We start from the raw sequence: 15,660 nt of genomic DNA on the forward strand, positions 1-15,660 counted from the left end.
GAGGATAAAAAGGACCGAGAAGTTCGAGGCAGCTTAGCTTTAAGTACCGGAACGTATGGTATTAATACGTGAGGAACGGAAAAGCAAGCTAACGAAGAAATTCGAAGTGTCATTTTTACCGGACTTTTTGAACAACCTCTTATAGGGAAGAAAGGAGTGCGTAAATATGGGAAAAACAACAGGATTTATGGATTATAAGCGCGAAGAGGCCGAAGAACGTAATCCTCACACGCGAATTAAGGATTGGAAAGAATACGATGCTCCTTTCTCTGATGAAGTATTAAGCAGGCAAGGGGCGCGGTGTATGGACTGTGGGACTCCTTTTTGCCAAATAGGTGAAGAAATAAATGGAGCCACTACTGGATGTCCAATCTATAACTTAATTCCTGAGTGGAATGACTTAGCATATAGGGGACAATGGGAAGAAGCATTGAAGCGGTTGTTAAAAACAAACAATTTTCCAGAATTCACCGGAAGAGTTTGTCCGGCTCCTTGTGAAGGGTCTTGTACAGTCGCTATTTCTGACCCTGCTGTCGCAATTAAAAGTATTGAACGTGCGATCATCGATAAAGGATTTGAAAACGGTTGGATGACACCGCGGGTTCCGCAAAAAAGAACGGCAAAGTCAGTTGCTGTTATAGGATCCGGCCCAGCAGGATTAGCGAGTGCTGACCAATTGAACCAGGCAGGGCACACCGTAACAGTCTATGAGCGGGCAGATCGAGCTGGTGGATTGTTAACGTATGGTATCCCTAATATGAAGCTGGAAAAAGATGTTGTGGAACGAAGAATTAAATTGCTAGAGCAGGAAGGCATTAATTTTCTGGTGAATATGGAAGTAGGAAAAGATATTACAGCCGAAGAATTAAAAGAGCAGCATGATGCAGTAATCCTATGTACTGGTTCTCAAAAACAACGGGATTTGGTTATTGAAGGAAGGGAAGCAAATGGGGTTCATTTTGCCATGGATTATCTAACAGCTTCCACTAAAAATTTACTAGGTTCCGATATGCAAGAGAACGAATTCATTGATGCAAAAGGTAAAGATGTGATCGTAATTGGTGGCGGGGATACGGGCGCCGATTGTATCGCAACAGCGCTTCGTCACAATTGCAATAGTGTTGTACAGTTTGGTAAGCATCCAAAGCTCCCACTATCAAGAACAGAAGGCAATATGTGGCCCGAATATCCGAATTTGTTTACGGTTGACTATGCACACAAGGAAGCAACAGCCAAATTCGGCGATGATCCACGTACCTACTCGATTCAAACGAAGCGGTTTATTTCAGATGATAATGGAGATTTAAAAGAAGTTCATACTGTCGAAATGGAAAAAGTCAGGGGTGAAGATGGAAAGTTTATCTTTAATGAAATTCCTGGTACTGAAAAAGTTTGGCCAGCACAACTTGTTTTTATCGCGATTGGGTTTGAAGGACCCGAGTCACAATTGCTGCAACAGTTCGATGTAAACACCAGCAACCGAAAAGTTGATGCGAAATACGGTGATTTTACTACAAACGTAGATAAGGTATTTGCAGCTGGTGATGCGAGGCGTGGACAAAGTTTAATCGTTTGGGCGATTAATGAAGGCCGTGAAGTAGCCCACAAAGTTGATCACTATTTAATGGGGAGTACAGTGCTACCGTCTTATTTACACTAGGGAAAGCATAAACGTTTTGAGGAAACGCCGGTATAAGTAAAACTTCGGCATTCGCTATTAAGGATTAGGCGAATGCCAAGTTTTTCTAAGAAGGAAAGAAAGTATTAAACTTTGGCGTTAATCTGTCTAGCGCAAGCGCCTAGCCCCTCGAGGTTTTAAGTCAAATCTCTTTGTGATAAAAATCATCACTAAGAGATTCGTCTTAAACTTGTCGGGGCTGACCAAGGCACTTGCGCTTTTCTTAGAAGTGTAGTGTTTAGACAAGGAGTCATTTTCAGCTTGTAGAGGGAATAGATGTTTTTCTCTACAGGTTTTTTATTTTATATTAATTTAGAAAAATCTATAAATCAAAATTGACTTTATTTTCATACAACTTATAATGGTGGGATACCGTTAATTAGAGAGGAGTAAAAATAATGAAAGTAGCAATTATTGGAGCAACTGGATATGGTGGGGCTGAATTAATCCGAATTCTTAAAAATCACCCGGAAGTATCCATACATTCTATTCACTCCTCGAGTCAACAAGGGAAGTCAATTCATGAAAGCTATCCGCACCTTCAGACAGTAGTAGGTCATACACTCGAGGATATAGATGTAAATAAAATTGCAAACGAAGTTGATCTTGTCTTTACCGCAACACCTTCAGGAATTTCATCAAAACTTGTTCCTGAATTGTTGAACAAAGGCTTGAAGGTCATCGATTTATCAGGTGATTATCGTTTGAAAGATACTACAGTCTATAAAGAGTGGTACAAAAAAGATGCTGGTGATGAGCATTGGCTGAGTGGAGCGGTGTATGGTTTGACAGAGTGGTTAGAAGAAGATATATCAGATACGAAATTGATTTCAAATCCCGGCTGTTTTGCTACAGCAACTTTGCTCGGTCTTGCACCACTCGTAAAAAATAAGGTGATTGACAATCACTCCATTATTATTGATGCAAAAACAGGTGTAACAGGGGCAGGAAGAAATGCTTCAGCGATGACCCATTTTTCCGAAACGAACGATAACCTTAAAATTTATAAAGTCAATGAGCATCAGCATACCCCTGAAATTGAACAAGTACTTTCCAATTGGAATACTGAGGTTTCTCCAGTTACATTTAGCACACATTTAATTCCAATGACAAGGGGCATTATGTCGACCATGTATGCGGACGTTACCAAGGAAACGAATATAGATCAGCTTTTCGAGTTGTATCAGGAAAGTTATCAGGACAATTACTTTGTCAGAATAAAAGAACAAGGAATATTCCCAAGTACAAAAGAAGTGCTTGGTACAAATTTTTGCGATATCTCACTTGCATACGACGAGCGGACGAATCGAGTTACGGTCGTTTCGGTTATTGATAACCTTATGAAGGGTGCAGCAGGTCAGGCTGTTCAAAATATGAATAAAATACTCGGAATAGATGAAAAAAGTGGATTAGAATTTGTACCGGTCTACCCATAACATGAATTTACCATTCGAAAGGGGAATTAAATTTGCTCACTATTGATAAAAAAATCACAAAAATAGAAAAAGGAACACTCGTAACACCATCTGGTTTTCAAGCTACTGGACTACATACAGGTGTGAAAAGAAAACGAAATGATTTGGGAATAATTATGTGTGATACCCCAGCAAATGTTGCTGCTGTTTATACAACGAATGTTATTCAAGCAGCACCATTACAGGTAACGAAGGACAGCATTGCTAAAGAAGGCAAGCTTCAGGCAGTAATTGTAAACAGTGGGAATGCGAATGCATGTACAGGAAAACAAGGTGAAAGAGATGCGTATGAAATGAGAAGGGTTACTGCGGAGCAATTCCTGCTGCCAGAAAATTATGTCGCAGTGGCGTCGACAGGCATTATTGGTTTGGATATGCCAATGGACAAAATTATTCCATCCATTAAACAACTAAAACCAGATGCCACCGAAGCCAGCGCTGCTCAATTCAATGAGTCTATTTTAACGACTGACGTTTATACAAAATCAACATGCTATCAAACAACGATTAATGGTAAAACGGTGTCGATGGCGGGATCAGCGAAAGGTTCTGGCATGATTAATCCGAATATGGCAACGATGTTTTCGTTTGTTACAACAGATGCAGTAATTGAATCGGATATGCTTCAGTTAGCATTAAAAGAGGTAACGGACAAAACATTTAATTGCATAACGATTGACGGCGATACATCAACAAATGATATGGTCCTTACTTTGGCAAGTGAACAGGCGGGAAATGAGACACTCACACCTGAACACGATGAATGGCATTTATTTGTAGAACTATTACGTAAAACATGCGAAGATCTAGCAAAACTGATTGCTCGCGATGGGGAAGGTGCGACAACATTAATCGAAGTTGAAGTTAATGGAGCGTATAATGAAAGTCAAGCGAATCAAGTGGCAAAATCTGTTGTCGGTTCGTCGCTTGTTAAAACGGCAGTGTTTGGGGCTGATGCAAATTGGGGGCGGATTATTGCGGCTGTCGGATACAGTAACGCGGTCATTAACGTGGATACAATTGATATAGCAATCGGACCGGTTCAGCTATTAAAAGATAGTCAACCTTTAGCCTTTTCCGAGGATGAAGTATCCGAAATACTAAAAAATGAAACGGTAAAAATTGCAATTGATTTGAAAGTAGGCGATGGAACAGGTAAGGCATGGGGATGTGACCTTACATATGATTACGTTCGTATTAATGCCAGTTACAGGTCATAAGGGGGGAATATGATGCACGGTATAATTGTACTGAAATGTGGCGGAAGTACGGTCGACGGATTGTCAGATCGTTTTTTTGCTAATATTTTATCCTTGAAAAAAGCTGGTTTACAGCCAGTCCTTGTACATGGAGGAGGACCAGCGATAAAGGAAATGCTTACCATGCTGGAAATGGAATCCGAATTTGTTGATGGGCTTCGCAAAACAACAAAACCGACGATGGATGTCGTTGAAATGGTCCTTACAGGGCAGGTCAATAATGCACTAACTAGAAAACTTAATCGCGCTGGTATTCCATCTGTTGGTCTTTCTGGGTCAGATGCTGGGCTTTTGACGGCGAAAGCAAAAGATTTCAATCGATATGGCTATGTTGGAGAAGTTGAAGGTGTGAATGTTTCTTTTCTAATGGATTTGATTAATCTCGGGACTGTTCCAATTATAGCACCAATCGCACTTGATGAAGATGGTGCGAGGTACAACATTAATGCAGATACTGCAGCAGGAGCTGTAGCTAAAGCATTAGCTGCGGAACAATTGATTTTTGTAACAGACGTTCCTGGTGTTATGCAAGATGACCATTTGCTCGAATCCATAACAGAAATAGAGATTGAAAACTTAATTGCTGAGGGAACAATCTATGGTGGAATGATCCCGAAAGTTCGAGCTGCAGTTGCTAGTCTAACTGATGAATTGGAAGAGGTCATGATTGTTGATGGTAGACAATCAAAACTTTCCGAGGACACAAAATTAGTCGGAACAATCATTAAAAAAGCAGTAGGAGTTGTATAATATGACAGCGTTATTACCAACATACAAACGGTTTGATTTATCAGTCGCAAAAGCAAATGGAACAACAATAGAGGATACAAATGGGAAAAGATATCTGGATTTTGGTTCGGGAATTGGTGTTTGTAATTTGGGACATCGACATCCGGGAGTACAAAAAGCAATTGAAGCACAGTTACAGAACTACTGGCATACATCAAACCTTTATCATAATCCAATCCAGGAAGAGGTTGCTGAGCTGCTTGTTCAAAACAGTTCTGGTGATCATGTCTTTTTTTGTAATAGTGGGGCGGAAGCGAATGAAGCTGCTATTAAATTTGCACGTAAAGCAACTGGAAAGACTAAGATAATTACATTTAATCAATCCTTTCACGGGCGAACATTTGCCACAATGTCAGCAACAGGTCAGGCGAAGATTCAACAAGGATACGGACCAATGCTTGGGACATTTGAATATGTGCCATTTAATGATTTAGAAGCAGTTAAACAGGCTATTGACGAGAATACTGCAGCAGTCATGGTTGAAATGATTCAAGGAGAAGGGGGAGTCATCCCTGCAGAAGCATTGTTTATTTCAGGGCTAGAACAAGTATGTAAAAACAATCATGTCCTACTGATTGTTGATGAAATACAGACTGGTATTGGCCGAACAGGAAAGTCCTTTGCTTATGAGCATTACGGTATTTCACCAGATATTATTTCTGTAGCCAAAGGGCTGGGGAATGGGCTTCCAGTCGGAGCAATGATTGCAAAAGGTAAGTATTATAATGTTTTTGGACCAGGAACGCACGGCTCAACGTTTGGTGGAAACCCAGTCTCCATGGCAGCTGCAAAGGCAGTCTTGCAGTATGTGTTTCAAGCTGACTTTTTGCAAGAGGTTGAAGAAAAAGGAAGATATCTGCAAGAAAGGTTAACAGAAAAGCTTAGTGAACTATCATTTGTTTCAGATATTCGTGGAAGAGGGCTTATGATTGGCATTGAATGCACGGCTGATGTTTCTCCAGTCATAGCACGTTCCATGCAAGAAGGATTGCTTATTTTAAGTGCTGGTCAGCAAGTCATTCGTTTGCTGCCGCCACTGACGGTTACAGAGGAAGAAATCGATACAGCTGTGGATCTAATCTATGAAACACTTAACAATGTTGTTCTCGAGGATGTTCAAAAAGTTACTCAATGATAAACTATGAATTTCTTCGTTGGCGTGTCTTTCCGGTCCTCATGTAGCAGCAACGCAGAGGAACTTCTACTAAAACCGCCCACGTCCTGTGGGCAACGTAGAAGTCAGCACATCCTGTGCAAGTCCGGTCCTCAAGACTTCGCCGCCTCGAACTTCTTGTTTCTAATTTGGCACCTTTTTGAACACGTACTTCCAGTATAGAAATTAGTTCAACCTAATAAATACAGCTACGGATTATTCCGTAGCTGTATTTATTGATTCTGGGTTTTGCATAACCTCAAGACCTTTATTATCAATTTCTAATGCTTCCACCTGATGATTAGGTAATAGATTTCCCATTTGTGTGGCAACATCATTTCCTTCTCCTTGAGGTACAAAGGAAATCATTGTGGGGCCTGCTCCGCTAATAACCGTTCCATAGGCGCCAAGTTGTTTTGCATCCCGTTTAATGTCGTCATAATTTGGTATAAGTTTTGCTCGATATGGTTCATGAAATAGATCACGTTCCATCATCTTTCCAGCTAATTCATAGTCGCCTGATAGAAGTGAAGCTATCATAAGGTTACTTGTCCCACTAGCAATAGTAGCGTCTTTTCGTGAAAAGTTAGCCGGAAGTACGCTTCTTGCTTCTTCCGTTTTTAATTCAACTTTTGGAATATAAACAACAATATCTAAATCGAGTGCTGGTATTTGGAAATAGTTAATCTCATTATCTAGTGTTGTCCCGGTAATAACAAAACCTCCAAATAAAACGGCTGCCACATTGTCCGGATGCCCTTCGAAGTCTGATCCGTATTGTAGCTTTTGTTCGGTAGATAGAGAAAGGTTACATAACTGATTGGCTAATTCAATACCAGCGATGACTGCTGAAGCGCTACTGCCGAGGCCGCGTGCTAATGGGATCGCGCTTCCAATTTTGATTTTGCACATTGGCAGTGATTGGTTATGCCGTTTGGCGATCTGCTTAGCAATTTGATAAATAAAATGATCTTCATAGTTTGTGAAGGATGGCAGAAAAGGGGAGTGGTGTTGAATCTCCCATTTTTCATGCTCTTCCACTTGTAATGTTAAGTAACGATTTAATGCCAAACCTGTTGAATCAAAGCCCGGTCCAATGTTTGCGGAGCTGGCTGGAATGGAAAGACGGAACCTGTTCATACCTTCATCACATCTTCTATATAGGCTGTAACAGCTTCTTCATCATTTGGTAGTGATATGGGATTTACATTCAGTTCTTCAATTGCCGTTTGTGGATCCTTTAAACCGTTTCCTGTTAAGACTGCAACAATTTTACTGCCAGGTTTAATAAATCCGTTTTCACATTGCTGAATGATACCTGCTATCGAAGCACATGAACCGGGTTCTGCAAAAACTCCTTCTTTTCGTGCCAAAAGTTTAAATGCAGCGATAATTTCCGTGTCCGAAACAGCATTTATCATTCCGTTTGATTCATCTCTTGCATTTACGGCAAGATTCCAACTTGCAGGGTTACCGATACGAATAGCTGTGGCAATCGTTTCGGGTTCTGATATGACTTTGTTTTGAACAATTGCTGAGGCTCCCTCTGCTTCAAAGCCGAGTAACTTTGGAAGTCCAGTTTGCTTTCTTTCGTGATATTCCTTAAAACCTTTCCAATATGCACTGATATTTCCTGCATTACCTACTGGGATTGCCAGAATATCTGGGGCTCCTCCAAGCTGTTCACAAACTTCAAATGCCGCTGTTTTTTGTCCCTCTAACCGATATGGATTTACTGAATTGACAAGGGTAACGGCTGCCTTTTCGCTTACTCGTTGCACCATTTTTAATGCATCATCAAAGTTCCCATCAATTTCTACAATCTCAGCACCATACATCATTGCTTGGGCAAGCTTACCTAAAGCTACTTTTCCTTTTGGAATTACAATAATTGCCCTCATCCCAGCCTTCGCTGCATATGCTGCAGCTGAAGCGGATGTATTACCGGTCGATGCACAAATGACTGATGTACTTCCTTCCTCAGCTGCCTTGGCAACAGCCATTACCATTCCTCTATCTTTAAAAGAACCAGTTGGATTGGCACCTTCAACTTTTCCATGTATCTCTACACCCAATTGCTTTGATAGATGTGGAAAATGGATAAGTGGTGTATTACCTTCTTGTAGCGTTAGATCGGGTGTTTCTGCTGTTGTTGGTAGAAATTCTTCATAATGCTTCAGTAATCCCGGCCAATTCATTCATTACCATCTCCTTCGACTCGATAAGAGCTTTCCACACTTTCTACTACACTTAGATTTTCAAGCTTTACTTTGGATTCCTCAAATTTCTTAAGTGTCGTTTTATGGGTTACAAGAATAACTTCTGCTTGTTCATATTTACTACTTGGTATTTGCAGGATTCGTTCAAAACTTATATCCATCTGGTTAAATAGTTCTGAAATTGTGGCGAAAGCACCAACTTCATCTTTTACATTTAAGCGTATATAATATTGACCAAAACGTTGATCGGGTGGTGCTAATTTTCCATCGACACATGGTTTAACAAATCCTTTGCCGTTTACCCCCAACTGCATGTTTTTAATCACAGCAATAACATCGGACATCACAGCTGTTGCAGTTGCCATACTACCTGCTCCTGGCCCATAAAACATGGTAGATCCAACAGCTTCCCCATCAACAAAAACGGCATTGTATTCGTTTTTAACGGCCGCTAAAGGATGATTTACAGATATGAATGTAGGTTGTACACTTACCTCGACATGTTGGTCATGGTATTTGGCAAAACCAATCAACTTCATGGTGTAATCAAGTTTTTTTGCATATTCAAAATCATTTAAAGCTATATTTGTAATTCCAGTTACTTCTACATCCTCTAATTCAATATTTGTTGAAAATGCGAGTCGTGCCAAGATAACCATTTTTCTAGCAGCATCTAAACCTTCAACATCTGCAGTAGGATCCGCTTCAGCAAATCCCAGGTCTTGCGCATCCTTTAGTGCACTTTCATACGTTACGCCATCTTCATCCATTTTCGTTAATATGTAATTTGTTGTACCATTTACAATCCCCATGACTTGTTGAATTCGATCCGATATAAGGCCGTCAGATAAACCTCTTAATATTGGTGTTCCACCAGCAACACTTGCTTCATAAAATAAATCGCATTGATTTCTATTGGCTGCATCCTGAAGTTCTGGACCGTGTAAAGCAATCAAGTCTTTATTAGCGGTTACAACATGTTTTTTGGTAGCAAACGCTTCTAAAATATGCTGGCGAGCTTCTTCTATACCGCCCATCACCTCGACAATGACATCGATATCTGGATCATGTAATACATCATTCGGGTCAGTGGTAAGAGCTGTTTGAGCCAGTTGAACATCGCGCTCTTTCTCTAGATCACGAACTAACACACGTTTTACGTTTACCCCAAATCCCAGCTGATTCACCAGCTCTTCCTGACGATTTTCAATAAGCTTTACCACTCCAGAACCAACTACTCCTAAACCTAATAGACCGATAGATACATTGTTTTTCATATTCTCACCTCATATTGTATTTTGATAGATACACTTGTTTTTATATTATACAACAGTGTAAACGTCACATCGTTTTATAGCAAGGTTTTTTACATGATTTTTCGGAAAATTTAGAGGAAAGCGCTTTCGTATAAAGAAAATTATAAAATTGTATAATTTATCTGACATTTCATATGAAATTCATGCTATAATCATTAGAAAATTAAAATAAAGCTTTGGTAAAAATCGGATGAAATAGGCGGTTTGAAATTTTGGGAGGTGACGGTATATGGATGTGAAAACTAAATATAATGTAGCTATCGTCGGTGCGACAGGAGCTGTCGGTCAGAAAATAATTGAATTATTAGAAGTTGAGAAATTCCCTGTTGATACACTTAAATTATTGTCGTCGGAACGTTCTGCAGGAAAAAAGGTTTTATTCCGTAACACAGAGCTAGTCGTGGAAAGAGCCACACCTGAAAGTTTTAATAACGTGGATATTGCTTTATTTTCTGCTGGCGGTTCTGTATCAAAGCAATTTGCGCATGAAGCGGTTAAACGCGGGGCGGTTGTTGTGGATAATACAAGTGCATTTCGCATGGATCCATCTGTACCGTTAGTCGTACCAGAAGTAAATGAATCAGATTTGAAGTGGCATAACGGCATTATTGCAAATCCAAACTGTTCTACTATTCAGTTGGTCGCTGCATTAAAGCCTTTACAACAAAAATTTGGGGTAAAGCGTGTTATTGTATCCACCTATCAATCTGTTTCCGGTGCAGGAACAAGCGCTGTTCAAGAACTAGAAGACCAATCAAAAGCGGTATTGGAGGGGAAAGAAACGACGCCTGAGATTTTGCCCGTTAAAAATGGGGCGAAACATTACCCAATTGCGTTTAATGCATTGCCACAAATTGATGTGTTTCAGGATAACGGGTTCACTTTCGAGGAAATGAAAATGATAAACGAGTCCAAAAAAATTCTACATGACTTAGATCTTTCTGTCGCAGCGACGTGCGTTCGTTTGCCATTTTTTACATCCCATGCGGAAAGTGTGTATATCGAAACAGAAGGTACGAACGTAACGGTGGATGACGTACAGAAAACATTTCAACATGCAGAAGGTGTTGTGCTTGAAGATGATCCAGCTACACAAACGTACCCGACACCGGTAAGCGCGGTAAATAAAAAAGAGGTATTCATCGGAAGGGTTCGTAAAGATTTAGATGTCCCTACCGGATTTCACTTTTGGATTGTTTCCGATAATTTATTGAAAGGTGCGGCATGGAATTCCATACAAATCGCACAACGATTAATAGAAAATAAATGGTTATAAATAGGAGGGGATATTAATGGCGGTTTTAGTACAAAAATTTGGAGGTACATCATTACAATCACCGGATAGCATTTCGAAGGTGGTTTCCCACATTAAGCAGGCAGTCGAAAAGAACTATAAATTGGTAGTGGTTGTTTCAGCGTTAGGGCGTATGCCTGATCCTTATGCTACAGATACGTTACTGGCTCTTATTAATAGGTCAATGCTATCCCCTTCGAAACGGGAAACTGATTTACTAGTGTCCTGTGGGGAAACAATTGCTAGTGTAGTTTTATCAAATGAGTTACAGAATAATCATCTGAAATCTATTGCACTGACAGGTGCCCAAGCAGGGATTATGACAACCTCAGAGTTTACCCAAGCGAAAATTAAAAGTGTTAATACCTCCCGATTATTAACTGAGATGGATAACCATGATGTGGTGGTAGTTGCAGGATTCCAAGGGCAAACACCTGAGGGAGAGATAACTACAATCGGGAGGGGAGGTAGCGACACAACCGCAGCCGCTCTTGGAGTCGCACTGAACGCCGAAAAAGTTGAGATTTTTTCAGATGTTAATGGGATCATGACGGCGGATCCACGGGTGGTTAAATCTGCCAGGCAATTAAAAATCGTAACGTATTCGGAGATTTGCAATTTAGCTTATCAAGGGGCTAAAGTAATTCATCCTAGAGCTGTTGAACTTGTTATGGAAGCAAATATACCTTTACACGTACGCTCCACCTATTCAACAGAAGATGGAACTATGGTGACAAATTCAAACATCAAAGAAATACCCGATCAACTAATTACAGGTATTGCTCATGTGGTATCTATTACGCAGATTAAAATTACGAATAATGAGGGAATGAATCGTTTCCATTCGAAAGTTTTCAAGGTAATGGCAGATGCGGGAATATCAGTTGATTTTATTAATATAACACCGACTGGAATGCAATTTACTATTCAAGAAGATTCTACTGAAAAAGCAGTTGACCATCTGACAAAATTAGGCTTTAAACCGGAAGTTGTTGAGAGGTGTGGAAAAGTATCAATAGTTGGAGATGAGGCGATGGGGGTCCCTGGTATTGCTTCTAAAATCGTGGAGGCATTAACTGAAAAGGGAATTCAAATCCTACAATCGTCTGACAGTCATACAACCATTTGGGTGCTAGTTCTTGAGAAGGATATAATGGATGCAGTAAATGCCTTACACGATACGCTACATTTGGGTCAAGTGCTTGAACCCGTTAATAAATAGAGGTTGTTTTCGTAAAGATTGTCGCTTTTGAGGGGAATAGATATATACTGCGACGTAACTGCTGGTTGATTTCCGCTGCGGACCGTTGCTTTCCGCGGGCACGGCTTCAGCCTCCTCGCGGAAGCCCACCGCTGCGGGGTCTTCAGACTCGTGCTGTTCCCGCAGGAGTCAACTGTCCGCAGCTCCAATCAACTGCCAAAATAGTGGAAACTCATGCTCTAATCAATAAAGTGATTACTATCATTCCATTATTGGACACCACCCTAGCGAAGGAAAAACACGGAGACTCCTGCGGAAACAGCGAAGACGATGAGACCCCGCAGTGAGCGTTCTTTGCGATCGAGGAGGCTCAGCGCAAGCCCGCGGAAAGCGTAGTGATTTTTCCGTAGCGGTCGCAGGGCACTGAACATGACTTTTGGTTACGTCGCAGTATATATCAACTATGAAGGTAAGAAAAGCAACAATGCGTACGAAAAGAGCCTAAATAGAGGTTGATAAATGGGGTGATGCGCATGAATTATTCATGCGCATCTGTTTTTCACCCGGCTAAAGCACCTGATTCACCCTCATCATTATCCTCTTCGGATTTGTCGATAATAACAGCTCCCGAAGCGTCACCCGTGATATTAACTGACGTTCGGAACATATCCATGAAACGATCTACCCCTGCAATTAGTGCAATCGCTTCCAGAGGTAAATTCAATGTAGTTAGAACTAGTGTTAACATGACTAACCCTGCTCCCGGTACTCCGGCTGCTCCAATTGAACCTAAAGTTGCAATTAAAACAAGCATCATGATTTGAGCAAAGGTTAATTCAATTCCGTAGGCTTGTGCTGCGAACAGAGCAGCGACACTCAAATAGAGTGACGTTCCATCCATATTAATGGTCGCACCTAAGGGTAAAACGAAGCTCGATATTTTTTTCGTTACCCCTAAATTATCTTCCGAACATTTAATTGTGACTGGTAAAGTTCCTGAACTACTTTGTGTGCTGAATGCCACGAGACTGGCTGGTGCAATTCCTTTAAAAAACTGTAATGGGTTCATTTTTCCAAGTGTTTTGACAGCAATGGAATAGGTGACCGCTGCGTGTACAATACAGGCGATTGCGACGACCAGGATCAACTTAATCAAAGGAAGCAAAACGGAAAGTCCGTACTCTCCAATGATTGGTGCTAATAAGCCGAAAATTCCGATTGGAATAAGCTTCATGATAATCCAGGTGATTTTATACATGATTTCTGCTAGTCCATCAAAGAAGCGGAATACAGGATCTGCCTTTTTTCCTACCATAGTAATGCCTATTCCTAGGAAAATTGAAAAGAAAATAATTTGCAGGATATTGCCACCTGATAGGCTCTCAACTGGATTGGTCGGGATGATGTTTAACAATACATTGATGAAACCGCCAGTTTCGGTTGCTTCTGGTACCGCTCCAGCAGAGGAGATATCGACACCAGCCCCAGGTTTAAACATTAATGCAGCAATTAGACCAATACTAACAGCAATAAGGGTGGTGGTTAAATAATAAATTATCGTTTTTCCACCGATTCTGCCAAGGGTTTGCATGCTTCCAGTACTAGCAACACCTACGATGAGTGAGGATGTGATCAAGGGAACGATAATGAATTGAATAAGACGTAAAAATAAATCCCCTAAGGGCTGAACAACGTCAATGCTCGGGCCAAAAATAATTCCAGCAATAATAGCAAGTACAAATGCAATTAAAATTTGTGTGAGTAAGCCTATTTTTCTGATTTTGTCCATTCCAAACTGCCTCCTTTAAGAATAGTGATTTGGAAATGTTTCTTGATTTACGATAAAGGCTTTAAAGTGAACACCTCTTTTCCACTTTTTGATTATAGTAGAGTGAATATTGAAAAAATAAATTACGAATTACATTAATAAGTATGTTGTACAAGTCGAATTAGAACTTTTTACGGTTGTTGACTAGGGGGTAAAATTAAAAATCACCTCCTAGTTTTTAAAGGAGGTGATTGCAGCCGTTTAGTTATCAAATTTTTTCCCTTTTGTACATAAATATTTCTAGATTACCTGCAGCTTTTTAGGAAACGATGTCAATACTTCAACATTCCCTTCCTCGTTTATATAAACTTCATCCTCGATTCGAACTCCGCCATAATCAGGTATATAAATACCAGGCTCTATTGTAAATAACAATCCTGTTTCAGCGAGCTGGTCATTGTTTTCGTGAATGGATGGTTCTTCATGTACTTCAATTCCAATTCCATGTCCGACACGATTGTTGAAGTAGTCTTCATAACCATGTTTATTAATAACGTTTCTAGCTTCAACGTCGAACGTTTTGATAGGTACACCCGTTTTCACAGAATTAATTCCAGCTTCATTCGCTTGCAATACGATATCATAAATTTCTTTCTGTTTTTCAGTTGCTTCACCAATAATAAATGTTCTAGTGGTATCAGAGCAGTAACCATCTTTTATAACGCCCATATCAATTAAAAGAAAATCACCATTCTTAAACGCTCGATCACCAGGAACGCCATGTGGCAAGGCTGCTTTTTCACCAGCTAATACAATTGTGGAAAAGGAAGGGCCATCCGCGCCAAACTTCCGCATTAGATATTCTAGTTCAGCTGTTAGCTCTAGTTCCGTCATACCAACCTTTACCTTTTTAATTCCTTCAGCCAACACTTTTTCAATAACTTCAACTGCTTTTCTTGAAAATGCTACTTCAGATTTAGACTTTTTCATACGTTGTATATTGATAAATTGCTGGATATCTTCATAAGACGTATTAGGGAAGACGGTTACCAAATGATTGTGTTGGAACATACTAATTTCTTTCATTTCAAGTCCAAAGTTCGAGATATTTTCTCCAAGCTTAGCTTTGAGTTTCGTAAATGGATTCTCATTATCGGAAATCGGGATGATCGTTTCAACGAATGACTCGCTAGCGGCTATTTCTTCATCTAAGGCAGGAACAAATAGAGTGATTTCCTGTGAACGATTGTCTACAATTAAAGCCATAAACCGTTCATGTGGATCTGAATTAAAACCAGTGTAATAAAATACATTTGCAGGTGATGTAATCATTGCTACATCAATGTTTTCTTCTATTAAGTAACCTTGTAGTGTTTTTAGTCTAGTATGATAATCAATATGCATAGAACAAACCTCCATTTTCTAATTCCATTATAGTAGTAAGCAAGGTTTGAGCCAAAGATATTGTTTGGATTATAATTGAAATGCCATATCAAAAGACATGTATG

12 protein-coding genes are annotated in these 15,660 nt (G+C 40.1%); 7 read left to right on the forward strand and 5 right to left on the reverse strand.

Annotation, left to right across the window (positions count from 1 at the left end):
• Positions 1 to 166: 166 nt before the first annotated feature.
• The 5 genes from gltD (at position 167) to LG329_RS18150 (ending at position 6,336) form a co-directional block, all read left to right on the forward strand.
• Positions 167 to 1,660 carry a glutamate synthase small subunit gene (gene gltD, locus LG329_RS18130; RefSeq protein WP_404452249.1) on the forward strand — a complete coding sequence of 498 codons (1,494 nt, stop codon included), beginning with the start codon at positions 167 to 169 and terminating at the stop codon, positions 1,658 to 1,660.
• Positions 1,661 to 2,076: 416 nt separating this feature from the next.
• Positions 2,077 to 3,114, forward strand: a complete 1,038-nt coding sequence (gene argC, locus LG329_RS18135) for an N-acetyl-gamma-glutamyl-phosphate reductase (protein WP_404452250.1) — start codon at positions 2,077 to 2,079, stop codon at positions 3,112 to 3,114.
• Positions 3,115 to 3,146: 32 nt separating this feature from the next.
• Entirely contained in the window at positions 3,147 to 4,373 is a 1,227-nt protein-coding gene (argJ, locus tag LG329_RS18140) for a bifunctional glutamate N-acetyltransferase/amino-acid acetyltransferase ArgJ (protein ID WP_404452251.1), read from the forward strand.
• A 12-nt stretch (positions 4,374 to 4,385) separates the two neighbouring features.
• Positions 4,386 to 5,162: an acetylglutamate kinase gene (gene argB / locus LG329_RS18145; protein ID WP_404452252.1), complete on the forward strand. Its 777-nt coding sequence runs from the start codon at positions 4,386 to 4,388 to the stop codon at positions 5,160 to 5,162.
• Between the two features lies 1 nt (position 5,163).
• Positions 5,164 to 6,336, forward strand: a complete 1,173-nt coding sequence (locus tag LG329_RS18150; RefSeq protein ID WP_404452253.1) for an acetylornithine transaminase — start codon at positions 5,164 to 5,166, stop codon at positions 6,334 to 6,336.
• A gap of 234 nt (positions 6,337 to 6,570) precedes the next feature.
• On the opposite strand, the gene thrB is transcribed toward LG329_RS18150, so the two are convergent.
• The 3 genes from thrB to LG329_RS18165 are packed head-to-tail and all read right to left on the reverse strand — an operon-like array spanning position 6,571 to position 9,850.
• Positions 6,571 to 7,494: a homoserine kinase gene (gene thrB / locus LG329_RS18155; RefSeq protein WP_404452254.1), complete on the reverse strand. Its 924-nt coding sequence runs from the start codon at positions 7,492 to 7,494 to the stop codon at positions 6,571 to 6,573.
• On the reverse strand, positions 7,491 to 8,552 hold the full coding sequence (gene thrC / locus LG329_RS18160) for a threonine synthase (RefSeq protein ID WP_404452255.1): 1,062 nt from the start codon (positions 8,550 to 8,552) through the stop codon (positions 7,491 to 7,493). Before thrC ends, thrB begins: the two co-directional genes overlap by 4 nt.
• Positions 8,549 to 9,850: a homoserine dehydrogenase gene (locus LG329_RS18165; protein ID WP_404452256.1), complete on the reverse strand. Its 1,302-nt coding sequence runs from the start codon at positions 9,848 to 9,850 to the stop codon at positions 8,549 to 8,551. The genes thrC and LG329_RS18165 overlap by 4 nt, the downstream gene beginning before the upstream one ends.
• 268 nt (positions 9,851 to 10,118) lie before the next feature.
• Between LG329_RS18165 and LG329_RS18170 the strand changes: the two genes are divergently transcribed.
• Complete coding sequence (locus LG329_RS18170) at positions 10,119 to 11,165, forward strand: aspartate-semialdehyde dehydrogenase (protein WP_404452257.1); 1,047 nt, start codon at positions 10,119 to 10,121, stop codon at positions 11,163 to 11,165.
• Between the two features lie 16 nt (positions 11,166 to 11,181).
• Positions 11,182 to 12,405, forward strand: a complete 1,224-nt coding sequence (dapG, locus tag LG329_RS18175) for an aspartate kinase (RefSeq protein WP_404452258.1) — start codon at positions 11,182 to 11,184, stop codon at positions 12,403 to 12,405.
• A gap of 538 nt (positions 12,406 to 12,943) precedes the next feature.
• Here the strand turns inward: dapG and LG329_RS18180 are convergent.
• Both LG329_RS18180 and LG329_RS18185 read right to left on the reverse strand, forming a co-directional pair.
• Positions 12,944 to 14,173, reverse strand: coding sequence for a dicarboxylate/amino acid:cation symporter (locus LG329_RS18180; protein WP_404452259.1), 1,230 nt, complete (start codon positions 14,171 to 14,173; stop codon positions 12,944 to 12,946).
• A gap of 279 nt (positions 14,174 to 14,452) precedes the next feature.
• The gene (locus LG329_RS18185) at positions 14,453 to 15,556 is read right to left on the reverse strand and encodes a M24 family metallopeptidase (protein ID WP_404452260.1); all 1,104 of its coding nucleotides are present in this window, start codon (positions 15,554 to 15,556) and stop codon (positions 14,453 to 14,455) included.
• Positions 15,557 to 15,660 lie beyond the last annotated feature (104 nt).

Source organism: Virgibacillus necropolis (assembly GCF_044793635.1).
In the GTDB taxonomy this organism is placed as follows: domain Bacteria; phylum Bacillota; class Bacilli; order Bacillales; family Amphibacillaceae; genus Virgibacillus_F; species Virgibacillus_F necropolis_A.

What these genes read in the sequence shown, in the direction of transcription:
- LG329_RS18185 (WP_404452260.1), bottom strand. Translation starts at nt 15,556, where the DNA reads ATGCATATTGATTATCATACTAGACTAAAAACACTACAAGGTTACTTA.
- argB (WP_404452252.1), top strand. Translation starts at nt 4,386, where the DNA reads ATGCACGGTATAATTGTACTGAAATGTGGCGGAAGTACGGTCGACGGA.
- LG329_RS18165 (WP_404452256.1), bottom strand. Translation starts at nt 9,850, where the DNA reads ATGAAAAACAATGTATCTATCGGTCTATTAGGTTTAGGAGTAGTTGGT.
- LG329_RS18150 (WP_404452253.1), top strand. Translation starts at nt 5,164, where the DNA reads ATGACAGCGTTATTACCAACATACAAACGGTTTGATTTATCAGTCGCA.
- dapG (WP_404452258.1), top strand. Translation starts at nt 11,182, where the DNA reads ATGGCGGTTTTAGTACAAAAATTTGGAGGTACATCATTACAATCACCG.
- LG329_RS18180 (WP_404452259.1), bottom strand. Translation starts at nt 14,173, where the DNA reads ATGGACAAAATCAGAAAAATAGGCTTACTCACACAAATTTTAATTGCA.
- thrB (WP_404452254.1), bottom strand. Translation starts at nt 7,494, where the DNA reads ATGAACAGGTTCCGTCTTTCCATTCCAGCCAGCTCCGCAAACATTGGA.
- thrC (WP_404452255.1), bottom strand. Translation starts at nt 8,552, where the DNA reads ATGAATTGGCCGGGATTACTGAAGCATTATGAAGAATTTCTACCAACA.
- LG329_RS18170 (WP_404452257.1), top strand. Translation starts at nt 10,119, where the DNA reads ATGGATGTGAAAACTAAATATAATGTAGCTATCGTCGGTGCGACAGGA.
- argC (WP_404452250.1), top strand. Translation starts at nt 2,077, where the DNA reads ATGAAAGTAGCAATTATTGGAGCAACTGGATATGGTGGGGCTGAATTA.
- gltD (WP_404452249.1), top strand. Translation starts at nt 167, where the DNA reads ATGGGAAAAACAACAGGATTTATGGATTATAAGCGCGAAGAGGCCGAA.